Annotated in this window: 13 protein-coding genes; 1 reads left to right on the forward strand and 12 read right to left on the reverse strand. The window is 60.2% G+C overall.

Annotated elements, in window-relative coordinates; genetic code table 11:
• Positions 1 to 90: 90 nt before the first annotated feature.
• The 7 genes from GDN70_RS24790 to GDN70_RS24820 form a co-directional block, all read right to left on the reverse strand.
• Positions 91 to 2595, reverse strand: coding sequence for an Ig-like domain-containing protein (locus GDN70_RS24790; RefSeq protein WP_173015860.1), 2505 nt, complete (start codon positions 2593 to 2595; stop codon positions 91 to 93).
• 701 nt (positions 2596 to 3296) lie between these two features.
• Positions 3297 to 4064, reverse strand: coding sequence for a methyltransferase domain-containing protein (locus GDN70_RS24795; protein ID WP_081494263.1), 768 nt, complete (start codon positions 4062 to 4064; stop codon positions 3297 to 3299).
• Positions 4051 to 5346 (reverse strand): O-antigen ligase, encoded by a 1296-nt coding sequence (locus tag GDN70_RS24800; RefSeq protein WP_095426585.1) that lies wholly within the window; start codon positions 5344 to 5346, stop codon positions 4051 to 4053. The genes GDN70_RS24795 and GDN70_RS24800 overlap by 14 nt, the downstream gene beginning before the upstream one ends.
• A gap of 79 nt (positions 5347 to 5425) precedes the next feature.
• Positions 5426 to 6298: a right-handed parallel beta-helix repeat-containing protein gene (locus tag GDN70_RS24805; protein ID WP_173015861.1), complete on the reverse strand. Its 873-nt coding sequence runs from the start codon at positions 6296 to 6298 to the stop codon at positions 5426 to 5428.
• A 118-nt stretch (positions 6299 to 6416) separates the two neighbouring features.
• Positions 6417 to 7421, reverse strand: a complete 1005-nt coding sequence (locus GDN70_RS24810) for a glycosyltransferase family 2 protein (RefSeq protein ID WP_050995553.1) — start codon at positions 7419 to 7421, stop codon at positions 6417 to 6419.
• Positions 7422 to 7504: 83 nt separating this feature from the next.
• Entirely contained in the window at positions 7505 to 8674 is a 1170-nt protein-coding gene (locus tag GDN70_RS24815) for an acyltransferase (RefSeq protein WP_038970398.1), read from the reverse strand.
• An 85-nt stretch (positions 8675 to 8759) separates the two neighbouring features.
• Positions 8760 to 10304, reverse strand: coding sequence for a bifunctional 2-polyprenyl-6-hydroxyphenol methylase/3-demethylubiquinol 3-O-methyltransferase UbiG (locus GDN70_RS24820; RefSeq protein ID WP_081494264.1), 1545 nt, complete (start codon positions 10302 to 10304; stop codon positions 8760 to 8762).
• Between the two features lie 185 nt (positions 10305 to 10489).
• Between GDN70_RS24820 and GDN70_RS24825 the strand changes: the two genes are divergently transcribed.
• Positions 10490 to 11809 carry a glycosyltransferase family 4 protein gene (locus GDN70_RS24825; RefSeq protein ID WP_050995556.1) on the forward strand — a complete coding sequence of 440 codons (1320 nt, stop codon included), beginning with the start codon at positions 10490 to 10492 and terminating at the stop codon, positions 11807 to 11809.
• On the opposite strand, the gene GDN70_RS24830 is transcribed toward GDN70_RS24825, so the two are convergent.
• From GDN70_RS24830 to GDN70_RS24850, 5 genes are all read right to left on the reverse strand, one after another.
• A complete protein-coding gene (locus GDN70_RS24830; protein ID WP_049801691.1) occupies positions 11779 to 13029 on the reverse strand; it encodes a DegT/DnrJ/EryC1/StrS aminotransferase family protein in 1251 nt (416 codons plus the stop codon). The genes GDN70_RS24825 and GDN70_RS24830 overlap by 31 nt on opposite strands.
• Positions 12969 to 13970 (reverse strand): NAD-dependent epimerase/dehydratase family protein, encoded by a 1002-nt coding sequence (locus GDN70_RS24835; protein WP_028143648.1) that lies wholly within the window; start codon positions 13968 to 13970, stop codon positions 12969 to 12971. The genes GDN70_RS24830 and GDN70_RS24835 overlap by 61 nt, the downstream gene beginning before the upstream one ends.
• A complete protein-coding gene (locus GDN70_RS24840) occupies positions 13967 to 15145 on the reverse strand; it encodes a DegT/DnrJ/EryC1/StrS aminotransferase family protein (RefSeq protein ID WP_028143647.1) in 1179 nt (392 codons plus the stop codon). Before GDN70_RS24840 ends, GDN70_RS24835 begins: the two co-directional genes overlap by 4 nt.
• A 97-nt stretch (positions 15146 to 15242) precedes the next feature.
• Complete coding sequence (locus GDN70_RS24845) at positions 15243 to 15764, reverse strand: acyltransferase (RefSeq protein WP_038970400.1); 522 nt, start codon at positions 15762 to 15764, stop codon at positions 15243 to 15245.
• Between the two features lie 31 nt (positions 15765 to 15795).
• Positions 15796 to 17271, reverse strand: coding sequence for an oligosaccharide flippase family protein (locus GDN70_RS24850; RefSeq protein WP_038970418.1), 1476 nt, complete (start codon positions 17269 to 17271; stop codon positions 15796 to 15798).
• Positions 17272 to 17308 lie beyond the last annotated feature (37 nt).

Here is a 17308-nt window from a genome sequence, read left to right on the forward strand (position 1 = left end):
CCTGCCCTTTAATGATGCCTTTGTCGGGGGATCCCCAAGCGATCCCCCGAGGCAGTTGTTGAGTATCAGCTTGTGCGGCTGACCCGTATCCTACGCGAAGTGGAAGTCGTGGCTGTTCAGCTTGTCGAGCTGCGTGTTCTTCAGCGTGAGGGTGTCACTCCCCGTCGCGATCACGACGTCGTGGCCTGACTGGGCCGCGTGGGAGAGAACGCTCGCAAAGCTGTCGAACACGCTCTTGCTGAACTCGATCGTGTCGTGAGCAGGTCCGCGGGCCGCGAAGTCCTTGATGACGTCCTGGCCGAAGTTGGACGCAAACTGGAACGTATCCGCACCCGCCTTGCCCACCATGACGTCGTTGCCGGTGGTGCCGGTCAGCGTATCGCTGCGGCCCGAGCCGACCATCGCCGCGCCCGAGCTGGTGCCGACCACGTGACCTGTGGTGTCGACCTGTTCCGCGGTGAAGGCATGAGACTTGCCCGACAGGTCGGAGGTCTGGAAGCTCCACTTGCCGTCGGCTCCCGTGGTCACCGAACCGACCGAGGTCGTGCCGTCCGACAGCTTGATCTCGCTGTTGGGATCGGCCGTGCCCTTGATCGTTGCCGTGTGATCCCAGTGCTGGCGCACATTGGTGACTTCGACGGTCGCAGCGTCCTTGGTGCCGCCATGACCAATCGGCGGATCGATCGGCTGCGACAAGGCGCTGGTGTTGCCGGCGGCATCGGTTGCCGTCGCGGTGAAGGTGTGGGACCCGTGCTTGAGATTCGGGGTCGTCACGCTCCAGTCGCCATCACTCGCGACGGTCGCGGTGCCAAGCAGGGTCGTGCCCTCATAGAGCTTGATCGAGCTCCCCGCTTCCGCCGTACCGGATACCGTTGCGCGGTTATGCGTGGTGGGATCGCTCAACAGGATCGGAGCATCGGGGGCAGCGCTATCCACCGTGACATCCAGCGCAGCCGATGCCTTGCTGGTGGCGCCGGAGACCGTGTCGGTCGCGGTGAAGCTGTGCTTGCCGTCAGGCAGTGCGACGGTGGTGTAGTGCCATGCTCCGTTCGCATCCGCCGTGACGGTGCCGAGCTGGGTCGTGCCGTCGAGCACCTTGACCGTGCTGTTGGCAACCGCAGTCCCCGCCAGGGTCACCGTTTTGTCGCTCGTGATGTGATCACCGGCGGTGCCGGTATCGTTGGAGAACGAGGCGATCTTCGGCGCGGCCGGCGCAGTGGTGCCGGTGCCTGATGTGCCCGTGCCGGTGGTACCCGTACCCGAGGTACCCGAACCGGACGTGCCCGAACCGGTGGAGCCCGTCGTCGTTCCAGAACCGACGACCGCATCCACAGCAGCCGACGCAGCACTGACGTTGCCGGCAACGTCGGTCGCCTTTGCCGTCAGGGCGTGCGAACCGGCCGACAGTGCGGACGTCGTGACGCTCCACGCACCGCTCGCGTTGGTCGTCGCGGTGCCGACCTGGGTCGTTCCGTCGAACACCTTGATCGCGCTGTTCGCTTCAGCGGTCCCCGACATCACGACCTGATTGGCAGTGTTGACGGTGTCACTCGCGATCGCCGGTGCAGCTGGCGCCTTGGTATCGACGGTGACCGCCACCGCAGTCGATGCCACGCTGGTTTGCCCCGACGAGTTGGTCGCGGTCGCCGTCAGCGTATGCTTCGCATCGGTCAAGACCTTGGTGATGTAGTCCCAGCTTCCGGTCGAAGTCGCGGTCGCCGTGCCGATCTGCGTCGAACCGTCATAGACTTTCACGGTGCTGCCAGCCGCGGCGGTACCGTGCAGGGTGATCTGACTGGCGTCAGTGATGCCATCGCCAGTCTTGCCCGTATCGGGTGACCAGGATGCGATGCTCGGCGCTGCCGGGACTTCGGGCGTTGCGGGGGGCATCGTCGGTGAGGTCGTCGTCGTACCGCTGTTTGCCGACGTATTGAGCGCCGACGCCAGCGCCGCGCCGTCAGTGTAGTTGCCCGAGAACACCGAGTTATTCCCGCGGATCAACGCGTCACCGTATTGCGCGCCACCGATGTGGTTGTTGGTGAACGACACGCCGGTGATCGAGGAAGTGCCCAGGTTGGAATCCGCGTATACGGTGTAGGCGCCACCAGTCAGCAGGTTATTGGTGACGGTGACATTCGAGACCGGCCCGAAGTCGTTGTCGATCATGACCGCGGAGGTCCATCCCCACTGATTGATGATCGAATTGCCGGTGATCTGAATGTTGGAGAGGCCACCGTCGATCTGGATGCCGTCATAGTGAGGCGATCCGCCCGCTTGGAGATCGTGGATGTAGTTGCCCTGGATGACGGAGTTGCTGCCGGGAACGATGCCGTTCTCCACGTTGTAGATGTTGTTCCCGATGAACGTACCGCTTCCCATGATGCCCTGATTGCCAGTGCCATCCGGCGCACGGCCGGTACCATCGATGGTGCAATTCTGGACCACCGCGCCCGTAGCTCCGGAATCAATGGTCACCCCAGCCCAACCGCCGGACGTGATCTTGCAGTTCTCAAGCGTCACATTGTCCGCCTTGATGTAGACGCTGCCGGTGATGTTGAGTCCGGAGACCACCGCTCCCGCCTGCGTGATGACCACATCTCCAGAAGGAGTCAGCGTTACCCCCGCCGGCACCCCGGTGTTCGTCGCGTCAGGCCATGCATTCGTTGTCGTTGCCAAAACAGTTTCTCCGTCTTCTCTGTATTATCCCCGTTAACTGACACCAGTGCTTATTGCGAGTTTGCGCCATCGATTTAATTGGTGATCGAGATACGCCAGGTGCCGTGCTTGTGCGGCGTTAATGGTCGTCTGCAGACGGCCTTTTTTTGACAAGACCACGGCTCCGCCAAGGTCATTTCGCCACAAGGGCCGCCAGATTCCTGTTTCCGGAAATACAGCGCGGAAATCTACGTTACGGAAATTAAAAGCGATTTCGTTTTAGCTACGATCAAACGACCGCAAAACATGCGCGCGCCACACTTCACAGAAAAATTCTTTCGTGCAGGCTCGTTGCAACGGGTCGAGCGACTCCGAGATCGGCCCCGTTCAACGTCGACGCACATTAAATAAACCATCGAATGTATAAATAGCCAACACGCGCATTATTAAATACGACGCGCGAATGTCCTCTGCAGCAGACAGCGGCAAGACATCAGCTCGAATTTGCCGTGCTGCTCCGTTGGCTGAGATGCGCGCCTACCGGCGAAGCCAGAGGCGATGCAGGATGACTTCGTAAATGGGCTTAGGTGACAAAGCGGTGCGGCCCGATTTCGCCGGGCAACGTCAAAGCACTGCCTGGCCTAAGTCTTCCGGCACAAAAATACTTTTTCGCCGCGGATCAGACCATATTGCGCAACTTGAGGCTCGACCGCCGTATACTCGTCGACGACGAAGCCCGCTCGTTCGAGCCGGCGTCGGAAATCACGACCGAAGAAGCGGACGTGATCATGCTGGTTGAAATACAGTATCCGATCTTCTTCTGTTTTCTGCCTCGATCGATCCTCGAACGTTTCTTGCCATCCCTCAATGAGAGGGATCATCGCGATCAGCGTCCCGCCCTTACGCAAGATCCGAAAGAGTTCGGGGATGGCCAAGCGATCGTTGACGTGCTCGAGGATATGGCAGCAGATGATCCGATCGAACCTGTCACTTTCGAGGTCTATCTTTTCGATATTGATGTCGAAATCAGCGCCCTTCCCTCCGAACTCGCAGGTGACGTAACTTCGCGGCTTTCTCGCCTTGATATACTCCGTGAGCCCCTTTTCGGGCGCGAAGTGGAGGATATCCTTGCCCATAAACAGGCCCTGCTCGGCGTCGCAAAGCACCAACAGACGGTGTCGCTCGTGCGACAGACAATTCGGACAGAGCGAGTCGAAGTTGATTCCCAATGCCAGCGGATTTGCGTACGCGAAAAATCTGCCTCGATACTCACATACCGGACAGGTCCTCTCGAATCGTCCGAACAGGAAACGGATCGTCCGAAGCCCGCTGCGTAATGACCAGACATAAGGTCGCAAACGTCCCTTGATGCCGCCAATCGGCGATGACGCCACGTCAAAATCGCTCATCTTGCGCTCCCAACATCTGCCATTCCCTAAGCGAAGCACGCACACCGATGCAAACGCCCCAAAACGTCCACATGTAGTTCCAGAAATGCACCGTCAAACCCGTGAACAGGAACACCATGCAAGCGATCGTAAACCCCGTCTGAATCCCGCTTGGGCGGCGCCCGGGCACAGGCAATACCGCCGAGAGATTCAAAACGATCAGCAGGATGGTGACCGGTACGCCGTAATGAAGGCTCGTGACCAGCCACACGCTGTCGACTGTGCGATCGAGTAGATAATAGCCGAACGTCACGAATCCGGCTCCCGTCAGAGGCGACTGCCACACCTGCGCCGAGACGGCGTCCCAGATCATGAGGCGATAGAATCCCGTTTGAGGCTCGAGTGTCGCGTGGGACAGCAGCCAGCTGAGAGGGTTATTCGTCACAGCGGTGACGGCCAGCAGGAACATGCCCGCTCCCGTCCAAAGCAGAGGCCATCGCCACGGGCAGCGGCGCAACAACCGCTCGTAGGCGTAGCTTGACATTACGACGACCATCCCCAAGACAGCGGCCGAAGATAACGACAGCAATCCGCCGAATAGGCACAGACACGCCCACGACAGACGCTTGATGGCACTTGTCGCCGAGAACAGCACGATGGCCGCAGTCAGCGAACAGAATACGCCATAGAGAATAGGATGATCGAACGTCGATATTGCGCGTCGCAGACCTGCTCGTACTCCATCTGCGCTCGACGTGCCGTCGTCCACGAACGCCTCAGGCTGCGGCATGAGTGTGGCCATGATCTCGCGGACGATCCAATGCCCCGTCAACACGTCCACTAGCGCAACGCATATCGCAATCGCCGTGAATGCCTTGATGAGACGAATGAACTGCTGGACCGCCGACGGCTCCAGAACGAAGGCTCGCGCAACAAAGTATGCTCCGACAAAGTCGAGAGCCTCTGCAACAGCAGAAAACGCCGATTGAGGTCCGGCGGCGTAACCAGCCGCCGCCACCATGGCGAGCGCAAGCGTCCCCGCGAGCCCGTCCGACAGCAGGAGCCGACGGCTCGGCTGCAATAGCCGCGCAACCGCCGGCAGCAGCAGGACCAGAAGGCATATCCTGGTCGGCGTTAGCTTTGCCCCGGCGATCAGCACCTGGAGCCCCGACGGCAATACGATGCCCATCAGAAGGAGCGGGACGGCCAGACTGCCCCGTTGGAGAATGGTCGAATGGAATCCGGCCGCCGTCGCGCGGATACGCGGCTGCCCCGCGAGGAGAGCATAGCCAGGATAGCTCATGAGGCTGTCTCCCTGGACAGGCCGGACCAAGCCATTAGATCCGACAAGCGCTTGAGTTGGTGCGGAGCACGCCGGCGCTTCATCTGATGGCCTCCTGCGCCGCGACGCTGCCAAAGTCCAGATTGCGCACCAGGCGCCAGCCGTCGGTCGCATTTCTGAGATAGGTGGGCCGGTTTCGCCGAAACAGGGTCGGCCCATACTGCCCCGAGCCGATGTGATTGTCGGTGATCGAAACACCCGAGATCGGATTGTCGTTGAACTTCGCGTCCGAGTAGACCGTATAGCTGCCGCCAGCGAGAAGATTGCCTTCGATGACGATGTTGGAGACCGGGCCAAACTCGTTGTCGATCATGATAGCGCCGGCAGCGCCGTGAGAATTGATGATCGTGTTTTGCCGGATGACCGTGTCCGAGATGCCGCCATCGATCTGGATACCATCGTAATGTGGCGCCCCGCCGGCATTGAGATCGTGAATAAAATTGTGTTCGATCAGATTGTCCCTGCCGGTCAGGACGATGCCGTTTTCGACGTTCGAGATGTTGTTGCGCTGGAACGTACCCTGTCCCATGATTCCCTGGTTGCCATTGCCATCGGGACCAGCACCCTGGCCGTCGATCGTGCAATCCCTGACGACAACTCCTGTCCGATGCGGATCGATCTTGATAACGGCCCAAGCGCTAGCCGAGATGCGGGACATCTCGATGGTCACGTTATCGGCGTTGACGACGACGCCGCCCTGAATGTCCAGTCCTGAAATCGTCGTGCCGGAAACGGCAATCGTGAGGGGACCGGACGGCTTCAGCACGAGATCACGAGGCGGCCCCGTGTTGCTTGCGTCCGGCCATTGGGAGGCGAATGCCAGCTTGGATGCGCCGTTCGGCTCGGCTGCCACAGCAGCCGCCGGAATCTGGAGCGCTGCGACCGCAACCGCTACACGGGCAGCTTCGAGCACAATCCCGCCCCAGCGCATATGGCCAAGCGCGAGCCCCCTGGCTCCTCGCCAACTCCGTCGCTGTCCTTCTAGGCTATCTGATCTCATCGCTCTTCTCGCCGGAAACAACCCGACGCTCTCATGCCGGCTCGACCCTCGGTGCCTCGTAACCGCCAACCCACTCTCGCCGACGCCTCCAGACGGCTTCCCAATAAACAGCGTTCTTTTGCCATTCCGCATTCCGCGCCAGGGCGGCTGCCATGCCGTAACCGTACCGGCGTGTAAGCGGCACGATCAGGTGCAAAGCCTGCCCGATCGTCCGTGCCGGCCAGCCGAAATGCCGATTGATCAGGGTGATTCTCCCCTTGAAAACCTTCACCCTCTTGTCGACAGGCACGACGTCGGATGCCCCGCCATAGTGGACGATGGTCGCTTCAGGCGTGACCGCGGGCCGCGCACCGAGCGACCGCGCGCGATGACAGAGGTCTGCTTCTTCTCCGTACATGAAGAATGTGGGGTCGAACCCGCCGAGCCTCTCCCACACCAGCCGGTCGATCAGCAGAAAGCAACCTGTAACGATGTCGACGTGCCGCGCGGTATCTCGGTCCCATCCGCCATAGGCCTCGGAATTGAAAATCGGACTGCGACGACCGAAATAGGTGAACCCCAGCGCGAAGCAGAACAAATTCCACAAACTGATTCTTCGAAAGCACGAGGTGCGATTGAGACTGCCGTCCGGAAACAGGGTGCGTCCGCCCCAGACGTGAAATGACGGATTGGCCTCGGCGAACTCAAAAAGAACATCGATCGCGCAGTCGAGAATAATGGTGTCTGGATTGAGCAGAAGCAATCGTCGGCCGCGCGCCTGTTTTGCAGCCAGATTGTTGGCGCGTGCAAAGCCGATGTTGTCGTTTAGGGCAATCAGCCTGATGTCAGGGAATTGACGGGCAATTGCGGCAGCTGACTGGTCGGACGAATTATTGTCGACGACGATGACCTCATACCTCGTACCCATTGTCTCAGCGGCGATCGACGCCAGACAGTCGAGCGTCATGTCGCGGGTATTGTAGCTTACGACAATGATGGAGAGGTCCAGTTGCCGATCCGAGTCCGGACCTTCGTCATCATGGTACGCGCTGCTCATAGCGACTCTGCTCCTTTCAAAGAAACCGCGGCCCGCTCGTCGCGCTATCACCCTCGAACCTGAGCTTAGGTGCGGGTTTGGTCTCACTCCGCTGCACCGGCCTCGATTGTTCCTGTCAGATTGTTGCCGGGCTCATCACGGCGCACCGCGGCCTCAGTCCCAACGCCTCGTCGGCTGCCTAGACCTGCAATGTGCGACGACAGCCAACGCGAAACCCACACCTTTTGCTTCAGCGCCGGCGCTTCGACAAATCGCCAGGAGGCATACGCCAGAACGAGAGTCACGGATGCCGACAGCAAGGCCAACGGCCAGCCGGCTGCGAGATCGAACAGCGTCAGGAGCGCCAATATGACCGGTGAATGGATCAGGTATACGCCGTAGGACAGATCGTGCTTGAGTGGCACGCGACTGGCGGCCTCGGAGAGCCCGAGACAGATCACGACGTAGGGTATACACAGCGGCATCGCCACCGCGCCCAACCCGCTCGCAAGACCGATCAGCGCGCCTCCCACGGCGACCGCGGCCCCGATTCCGGAGAACGGGATACTTTCACGGTAGAGGTAGAGGGTCGTGCCGGCGATGAAGTAGACGAAGAGACCGATGAAATCCAAGAGCCGCTGCGGACAGGCCGCGTGCAGCGATGGCGAAAGCGCCAGCCCAACATAGGTGAAGTATACCAGGGCGAAAGTGATCATCGTCAGCGCCCGTCGGCGGAGAAAGCCCGCCACGCTCATCGCCGCCAGCACCGCATAGGACCAGACCTCGATATTGAGCGTCCATAGCGGTCCGTTGACCTGCACTTCGTGTCCATGCCGCACCACGCCGGGCAGGTAGTGGGACATCAGGGTAACGGCGTTCTTCAGATACAGGTAAAGCTCGGCGCTGCCGAAATAGTCGGCTAGCGAATAGGTCGTCAGGGCTGGACCCAGCACGAACATCGACGCGATGACCACGACGAAGAGTGCGGGCAGGATACGCAACGACCTGTTTACGGCGAACCGGACGAGATCGCCAGATCGGGCCAGGCCAGGCGCCAGCAGGAAGCCGCTGACGCAGAAGAAAATAACGACTGCAAACAGGCCGAACTGGATGAACCCGCCGCTGAACCGGTAGAGGACGTCGTTTGTTCCCCACCAAGCATGGTGAGCAACCACCGTGAGTGCGGCCACAAGTCGTATCTGATCAAAACCGGGGCCTCTGGCCGAAAGGACGGCAAGCCGATCGCCGATCGTCGTTGCCCCGAGTGAAATCATCGATTTCTCACGCGAAATGATCTTTCTGCCGCTTCATGATTATATAACGTTTAATATAGAACCGCAATTAAATGAGGCGCCCATTTTAACCGGACCGGACCTCGCCGGCCGGGCGATTTGACTGAGACGAGGCCGTAAATTCGGTTACCCCGTCAGTGCCTGGCCTTCCTCCGGAGACGGTCACGATGATCGAAGCCGCAAGCCCGAGCGAAACAAACCTCGGCGCGAACTCGCCCAGCCGGGAGGTCATGCCAAACAATCCATCACCACGATCCGCCGGAACTCCGAACATCGCTTCGATTCGCAGGCCTGAATCGACGCACCAACTCGCCAGCTTGCGCCCCGAAGCGAAATGAGCACCCACTGCCTCGTAGCCGCTGGAGCGCCCGGACCGGAGACTCGCCCCGAGATAAGACCGAATGCCCCTTGGGGACATCGTGTTGGGCATCTGGATCACTGCGAGCGATTGCTCGTGCATGAACGATCGCAGCCTCAGAAGCAGCTTTTGCGGATCCGGAGCGAGGTGCAACAGATTGAGACATAAAACGCAGTCGTAGGTGTCGCGATTGGAGTCGATACTGTCCAGATCGGCGTAGATCATCTCGATCCCGTCCCCGGCGGGGCCGGCTGCGATCACTGGATCGAGCGGAATCGCGGTGACGTGCAGTCCTCGCGCCTGCAGCCGCTTTTCCGTCTTGCCAGACCCACAACCGATCGAAAGTACGCTGCGCGCCGATGCCGGCACGAGCGCGATCGTCGCCTCGGATTCAGGTTCATAATAGTCCTTGGAAAAGCTAGCGCGGCGAAGGCGCGTTTCCGTCGGGAGCAACGAGTAGGGCGAGCGGCGGCCGTCCGCGATTTGCAGCAGAATTGCCTTCTGCCTGCCAAATTCTTCTTCCCCGATCCCCATCCGGCCGACGTACCGGTTGGTGAGGTGATGGACGGTGAAATCCTCCAGGTGTGAGATTGGCAGCAGTTTCCGCAAACCACATTGGGTGTATGGATCCGTCGCGGCCGTACAGGCCAGATCGTACTTTCCCTGATGCGGAGCTACATCGAAGCCGCCCGAATGTAGGACGCAGCCTAGCTGCTCCCGGGTAAGGACAAAGCAGGCGGCGTGCTCGTTGGTAAAATGCGCGAGAATATAGTCGCCGCGCCGCCTGACCGATAAGGAATCCCAGTGAAAGTGCGCGTGAATATCAGGATAGTTACGCTGGCCGTCTTCGCCGAATTCAATCCGCAGAAACCCGGCAACTTCTTCTGGAGATAGAAACGACGTTGCATCCAGCCAGGCGCGGATGTTCCTCTCGGTGATCAGAATGTCGTCTTCCGAGTAGATGAACAGATCGTACTGGTCACGACGTTCCGCAAACAGCTTCTTGTGCGCGAACGGCAGGGACCACGGGTTTCTGTCGGGTAGGCCAACAATGCATTCCACCCCCGTTCTCGCGCGCTTGTCGATGTTCGACAGCACGACGATATCAACGACGAGGGACATCGACCGGTATTCCCGGATGACCCGCTCGAGATAGCGGTCATTCGAGGTTCCATGGCTTGCAATCGCGACCAGTACGCGAGGCAGGTGACGGCCGTCTTGGCGCGCCACGTGTCGGGCTGCATGCTCGTTCATCGGATTGGGGTCCCGGTGAGGGTCAAAAGCGGGTCTCGCGTTTAAATCCACGCATATTATATAACCAAATCCGGACCGGTCGACATTTATTATGATTTAAATTTGGATTATATCGCGATATGGTTCTCAGCAATGTCAGGTTGGTCTCTCAGCGCTTTGGCGCGACACCCGGAGAATCCCATCGCATGAAGGTGCTGGTCTATCCCCATTCCATGGAACTGGGAGGGTCACAGCTCAACGCAGTCCAGCTCGCCGAGGCGGTTCGAGACCTCGGTCATGAGGTCACCGTGGCGGCAGAGACTGGCCCTCTTCTGGACAGAATAAGGGAGACCGGCCTCAGACATATTGAAATTCCTCGCCATCGGGCCCGCCCCTCGCCTCGTGTTGGCCAGATGCTCCGCAGCATCGTCAACGAACGCACCGTAGACGTGGTGCACGGTCATGAATGGCCCCCTATTGTTGAAGCTTTTCTGAGCGTTGGACTATCGACGAGGGCTGCCGTGGTGGGAACGGTCATGTCGATGTCCGTCCCCTCCTTCCTGCCGCGCAGCGTTCCCCTGACCGTGGGCACGGAGATGATCCGTCGCGCTGCGATCACTGCAGGACATCAGGATGTTACCTTGCTCGAGCCGCCAGTCGATACGAAGTCCGACCACCCCCTCGTCGATGGCACGGGCTTTCGCGCGGCTCAGAATATTGGTCCGGACGAGGTCGTCATAGCGATGGTCTGTCGACTTGTGCCGAACCTTAAACTGGAGGGGCTGCTATCTGCGTGCGATGCTGTCGGCGAAATCGCGCTCGACGGCCTGCCAGTGCGGCTGCTGATCATTGGTAATGGACCGGCGCGACCGAACGTCGAAGCGCGTGCGGCCAGAATTAACTCGCTAGTCGGCCGGAACGCCGTCGTACTGGTGGGCGAGATGTCCGATCCGCGCCCTGGCTATGCTGCCGCGGACGTCATCATTGGCCAGGGTGGCTCGGCGCTGCGCGGAATGGCCTTTGGAAAGCCGCTGGTGGTCGTTGGTGAAGACGGGTTCAGCGAGCTGTTGACACCCGAGAGTGCGCCGACCTTCCTGCAACAAGGCTGGTACGGATTGGGCAAGGGCTCGCGTGGCGCCGGCGCCAGCGCACTTCGATCGGCTCTCGAGACCATTCTCGCCTCCGCGTCGCTCCGTCAGGAGCTTGGCGGATTCGGGCGGCGGCTGGTGGAGCACCGCTTCAGCCTCGCGCAGGCGGCGAGAACGATAGAGCAAACCTATCTACATGCCCTACGCAGCAAGCCCTCAACCAGCCAGCGATTGGCAGACGCCGGCCGATGCTCGGCCAGCCTTGCCAACTATAAAGTGCAGCGAAAATACCGGCGCTGGATGGGCCTGGCTTCCGCCGAAGACGACAACGATCGGGCACGAATCTCTGCGGTGCTATCCGCAAAGTCGGCGGCCCCTCGATCAGAAAGGGCCGCGCCAGATCCGACTCATAAGATATCCCGGCAGACAGATACATGACCCGCCACGGTGGCAGCGCGGTTTGAGCGGGCAAGTTCAGCCTTCACCGCATCTACGATACGATCCTGGTCCGCGCAGTCCATCTGCGCATAAAGTGGAAGCAGGATCGCGTGATCCTGAGCTAGCTCGGATTGCCGCAGATCATCGCGCGACCCAGCGCCGGCATAGGGCGCCTCGCGATGGCAGCACATGATGCCCCTGCGCGTAGCGATGCCCTGATCGAGCAGCGATTGCATCGTCGCCCGCTGATCCAATCGATCGGGCAAGCGTACGCAGTAGCTCTGCCAGTTCGATCGTGCCCACGCCGGCTCGAACGGCAACCGCAGCCCCTCAATATTTCCAAGCAGTTCGGCGTAGCGGGATGCCAGCGCGCGCCGCCGCGCAATCAGCTGCGGAAGTCGCTCGAGCTGTTTGCGCCCGATCGCAGCCTGCATATCCGTCATTCTGTAATTGTAGCCGACGAGGACGTACTCCTCGAAAATGACACGCTGCGAACCATGACGCACGATATCCGGAACGCTCATCCCGTGTTGACGCAGAAGCCTGAACTTGCGATCGAGTTCGGCATCGGCGGTGGTGAGCATTCCCCCCTCACCAGTCGTGATCACCTTTCGCGGATGAAATGAAAAGCAGGCAATGTCTCCATGCGGCTTGCCGATCGCCTCCCATTGCCCGTTCATGCAGATCTGCGATCCGGCGGCACAAGCCGCATCTTCGATCACAGCGATCCCGTGACGACGCGCCACGGCCATGAGCGTTGCCATGTCGCATGGCATGCCCATCTGGTGCACCGCGATGATCGCGCGTGTGCGCTCGGTGATGGCTTCAGCCAGCCGAGCGCAATCCAAATTGTACGTCTCGGGCTCGATGTCGACGAAAACTGGAGTGGCGCCCTGATATCGGATCACGTTCGCTGTCGCGATGAAAGAATGGCTGACCGTGATCACCTCGTCGCCGCTGCCGATACCCAGCGCGGCCAAGGCAAGGTGCAGGGCGGTCGTGCAATTCGCGACGGCACAGGCGTGCGGAGCGCCGACAAGTGCGGCGAACTCCTCTTCGAACGCAGCCACCTGCGGACCTTGCGATACCCAGCCCGACAGCACCACGGCGCGCGCAGCGTCAGCTTCTTCGTCCGCAAGCAACGGAACTGCGATCGGGATCACGATGCCGCCACCTGCCGCTGGCGATCCGAAGGGAGTTCGCGTTCTGATCGCCACCATTTCACGAGGTCGGCGAGCCCCTGCTCGAGCGAAACCGTGGTGCGGAACCCCAGCAGACGATCGGCCTTTCCTGTCGATGCCAGCCGTCTCGGCACCGGATTGACCGAGCGCTCAGGCGCAAATTCGGGAGTCAGACCGCGGCGTCCCATCACCGAGGCAAGCACCGTAGCCAGTTGCGTCAGGCTGGTCTCAGTACCGCTCCCGACGTTGAAAACCTCGTCGGTAATCTTCGCCCTGGCCGCAAGGATGTTGGCGCGCGCGACGTCACGGACGTGAACGAAATCCATCGTCTGACGGCCATCACCAAAGATAACGGGAGGTAACCCGGCCTCAAGCCGCTCCATCCAGCGGATCAGGACCTCGGTGTACCGTCCGTGGATGTCCATGCGGCTGCCATAGACGTTGAAATATCGGAATGCCACGTAGTCGAGGCCGCATGTGTCGTTGAAGGCCCGCAGCAGCCCTTCGTTGAACGCCTTGGCCGCTCCGTATAGCGTCCGGTTGTTGTACGGATTTTGCCGCTCGGTCGTCGGAAACTCCTCGGCCAGACCGTATACGGACGCCGAGGAGGCTGCGATGACCTTCTCGATATCGTGCTTGATGCACAGCTCGAGGAGGTCGTAGGTGGCGTCCACCATGACCTCCTTGGCCAGGCGCGGCTCCGCCGCGCAATGAGTGATGCGGAGTGCGGCCTGGTGAAACACGATGTCGGCAGCCTTCACCAAGGCTTCCATCAGCTTGCGATCGCGTATGTCACCGTGAACCAGTCTCACCGGTCCACGACCGAGCGCACGCCGGAGATTTTCGGGGCGGCCTCTGACCATGTTGTCGAGCGCAACGATCTCGATGCAACCCTCATCGCAGAGCTGATCGACGATGTGGGAGCCGATGAACCCTGCCCCGCCAGTGATCAGAACGCGCTTTCCCTTGAGCTCAATCAAGACGCCCTCCTGTTGCAGGACCTTGTTGTGAAGCTTTGTGATTGCTGCGCCCGGTTGCCGGCGGCTTCGCTGGGGCGCAATGCTCCGGCGTTCCTCAACGTGGAGACAATTTCGGTCGCCCGGTCCGGCAGCAGCTCCGGATAAATGGGAAGGGAGAGAAAGTCGTTCGCAAGCATCTCGGTTACCGGCAGATCACCGGCCCGATAGCCGAGTTCGGCATAGGCCTTCTGCAGGTGCACCGGAATGGGATAGTGAATCCCTGCACCTATGCCTGCCTCCCGCAACAATGTGAGCGCGTCGTCGCGACGCTGCAATCTGATCGAATAGACATGATAGACGTGGCGGGAGTACGAGGGCGGTCGCGGACGCGCGAATGGGAGCTCGGAAAGTAGCTCGTTGTATCGTTCTGCGATCGATCGGCGGGCCTCGGTCCAGCCTTCGATGTAGTCCAGCTTGACATTCAGTACCGCACTCTGGATCTCGTCCATGCGATAATTGTATCCGGGAATGACGTGGTCGTATTTTGTCTCCTGCCCCCAGTCCCGCAGCAGCGACACGCGGTGCGCAAATTCAGGCCGATCGGTTACGACGGCCCCACCCTCGCCGAACGCCCCCAGATTTTTGCCTGGGTAAAAGCTGAAGCACCCCAGATCTCCGATCGAACCTGCGCGGCGTCCTCGGTATTCCGCGCCGTGCGCCTGCGCGGCGTCCTCAATGACGACCAGACCGTAACGTTGCGCAATCGACATGATGGGATCCATGTCGGCCATCAATCCATGGAGATGAACCGGCACAATGGCTCTGGTTCGAGGTGTGATTGCAGCCTCGATCAGACCGGGATCCATCGTCCACGTGACCGGGTCAACGTCGACAAAAACCGGCTTGGCGCCGCTGTAGAGTATCGCCGCGGTTGTCGCCACGAAGGTCATGGACACGGTGATGACTTCATCGCCCGGCCCGACGCCCGCCGCCAACAGCGCAAGGTGGAGCGCTGAGGTTCCACTATTCACGGTGAGGCAACGCGCAGTCCGGCAATATTCCGCAAAACGTCCCTCGAACGCCGCCACCTCCGGCCCGAGCACAAAATGCCCGCTGCTGACGACCCGTGCTACGGCGGCGTCGACTTCCGGCTTGATTTGACAGTATTGGGCTTTCAGATCCAGGAAGGGTATCAAGATTCAAACCTTGGATTGGAGCAACCGTTATTAAATAATTAACTCGAATTATAATATTTAATCAAGCGCCATTTTCAAGAAAATAAATTCGGTTAATTCAATCTAGCCCGAAAGACCGGCGGACGGAGGCACGATCGGCGGTGGCCCTGCTTCCGACTGCGGACATGGTCCGAGCGGGTACTCCGGCGACTGTGGCACCCGGGGCAACATCCCTCGTCACGACGGAGCCCGCGCCGACGGTCGCTCCCGCGCCGATCGTGACACCACATAGGATTGTGGCGTTGGAACCGATGGCAGCCCCCCTGCCGACACGAGTGCGCTCCAATGTCCAGTCAGAAGCTTGCTGAGGGCGACCATCCGCGGTCGTTGCCTTCGGATATTTGTCGTTCGTGAACACCACGCCATGACCGATGAACACTTCGTCCTCGATTGTGACGCCTTCGCAGATGAAACTGTGCGATGATACTTTGCACCGCGCGCCAATCTTTGCTCCCGCCTGGATTTCGACGAAAGCTCCGATCCTGCTCTCATCACCCACCGTGCAACCGTACAGATTGACCAGTTCCGGGTGAACGATGCGGACATCGCGACCAAGTTCTACGTCTTGTGTGATAGGCATATCGCGCACTCCGAATGATGTCGTAGAACCGCTATGGCGCCGTCCGCGAGGGCCACAGCCCCGGCGCCATTCTCGCCAAGCCGGCTGCGGCGTAGTGAAACTGCTGCAGGAGCGGGTGCTCAGTGACCATCAGTCCAAGCCAACAACAGAGCACAGCGACGGAAAAGGCTGACGCCAGCCCACCACCCGAGGTAAGGCCTCCAGCTTCCGTCAGCGCCGCGCAAATAGACACACCGGCAATCACCAGAACCGTTACAGCTCCGCTTCTCCATAGGGTGCGTACAAATTCGGCGGGCCGAAGGCCGAGTTGTCGTCCCAGAAAATAGAACGCAACCAACGCCTGAAATGGCAATGTCACAAGAGCGGATGCAGCAACGGCGTGCACGCCAAGGAACGAGGCGCCCAAGATGACCAGAAGTGATGGTGGCAGCGAAATTAACGACGAGATCAGCGCATCCTGAACCCTTCCGACCGCAACAAACATCGGGTAGGTCAGGCACGCCGCGAAAAGCGCAAGGTTTCCGATACAGAGCAGCTGCACCAGCGGGACGATCTCCAGCCACGTCGGGCCGAGCCAGATCAGAATGATCGGCCGCGCCATGATCGCCATAAAGACCAGGAACGGCCACTGCACGGCGGAGAGCAGCTGGATGGCCTCGAGATAGACGGCCTTGAGATCACCACCCGCTTTGCTTCGCGCAACAATTGCCGGCATGACGACCGGACTAATCACCTGCGTGACCAGCTTGTCGAATATCTGTGTCGAGGCGGTCGCGCGGCTGTAAAGGCCGACAGCGGTGAAGTCGAGCACTCTGGCCAGAAACAGCTGCGGCGCCAGGCCAAAAAACACATTTACGACGCTCACCGCGCCCGAGTAGAGGCCGAAACCGACGATCTCTCGGCAATCGATCAAGGATGGCCGCATCGCACCGAAATCTCTCCGCCATATCAGCAGCATCACGGCCAGCACCCCGTTGCCGGCCACCCCTCCCCAGAGCGGGGCCATGTAGCTGAAGTGGGCCATTGCGAGGCCGACCGAAACGACGGCGATCGTCGTACCTGCCGCGAGGTTACAGATTGCGAGTACGCCAAACTGCATCTCACGACGGAACAATGCGGCTATGGTTCCGGAGAAGGGCAGCAAGAGAAGATTTAGTGAGGAAACCTCGATCCCTCGGCCCAAGCGGTCCAGCTCGAAGAAGCGCGCGATCGGCTGGGCAGACACGAACAGCACGAAAGCCGTGGCAGCCGAAATCATGAGGGTAATCGTGAACGTGGTCTGCACGCTCGCGCGCGACAACTCTCGCTTCTGAATCAGATAGCTTGCGCCCGCAAATTCCTGGAAGCAGGCCGCAATGATGGACGTGACGGCGTTCGCGACGGCATAGATGCCAAACTCTTCCGGGGACAGCAAACGGGCAAGCACGGCGGTCACAACAAAGACCAGCAGCAGGCCGACGTAACGGTCGAGCGCCGAGAACAGAATGGAGCGCTGCACGGACTTCATTGCGTCGTCTGTCATGTCGGTCAGGTGAGCTGGATCG

This window comes from Bradyrhizobium sp. TM102 (genome assembly GCF_009176685.1).
GTDB lineage: Bacteria > Pseudomonadota > Alphaproteobacteria > Rhizobiales > Xanthobacteraceae > Bradyrhizobium > Bradyrhizobium ottawaense.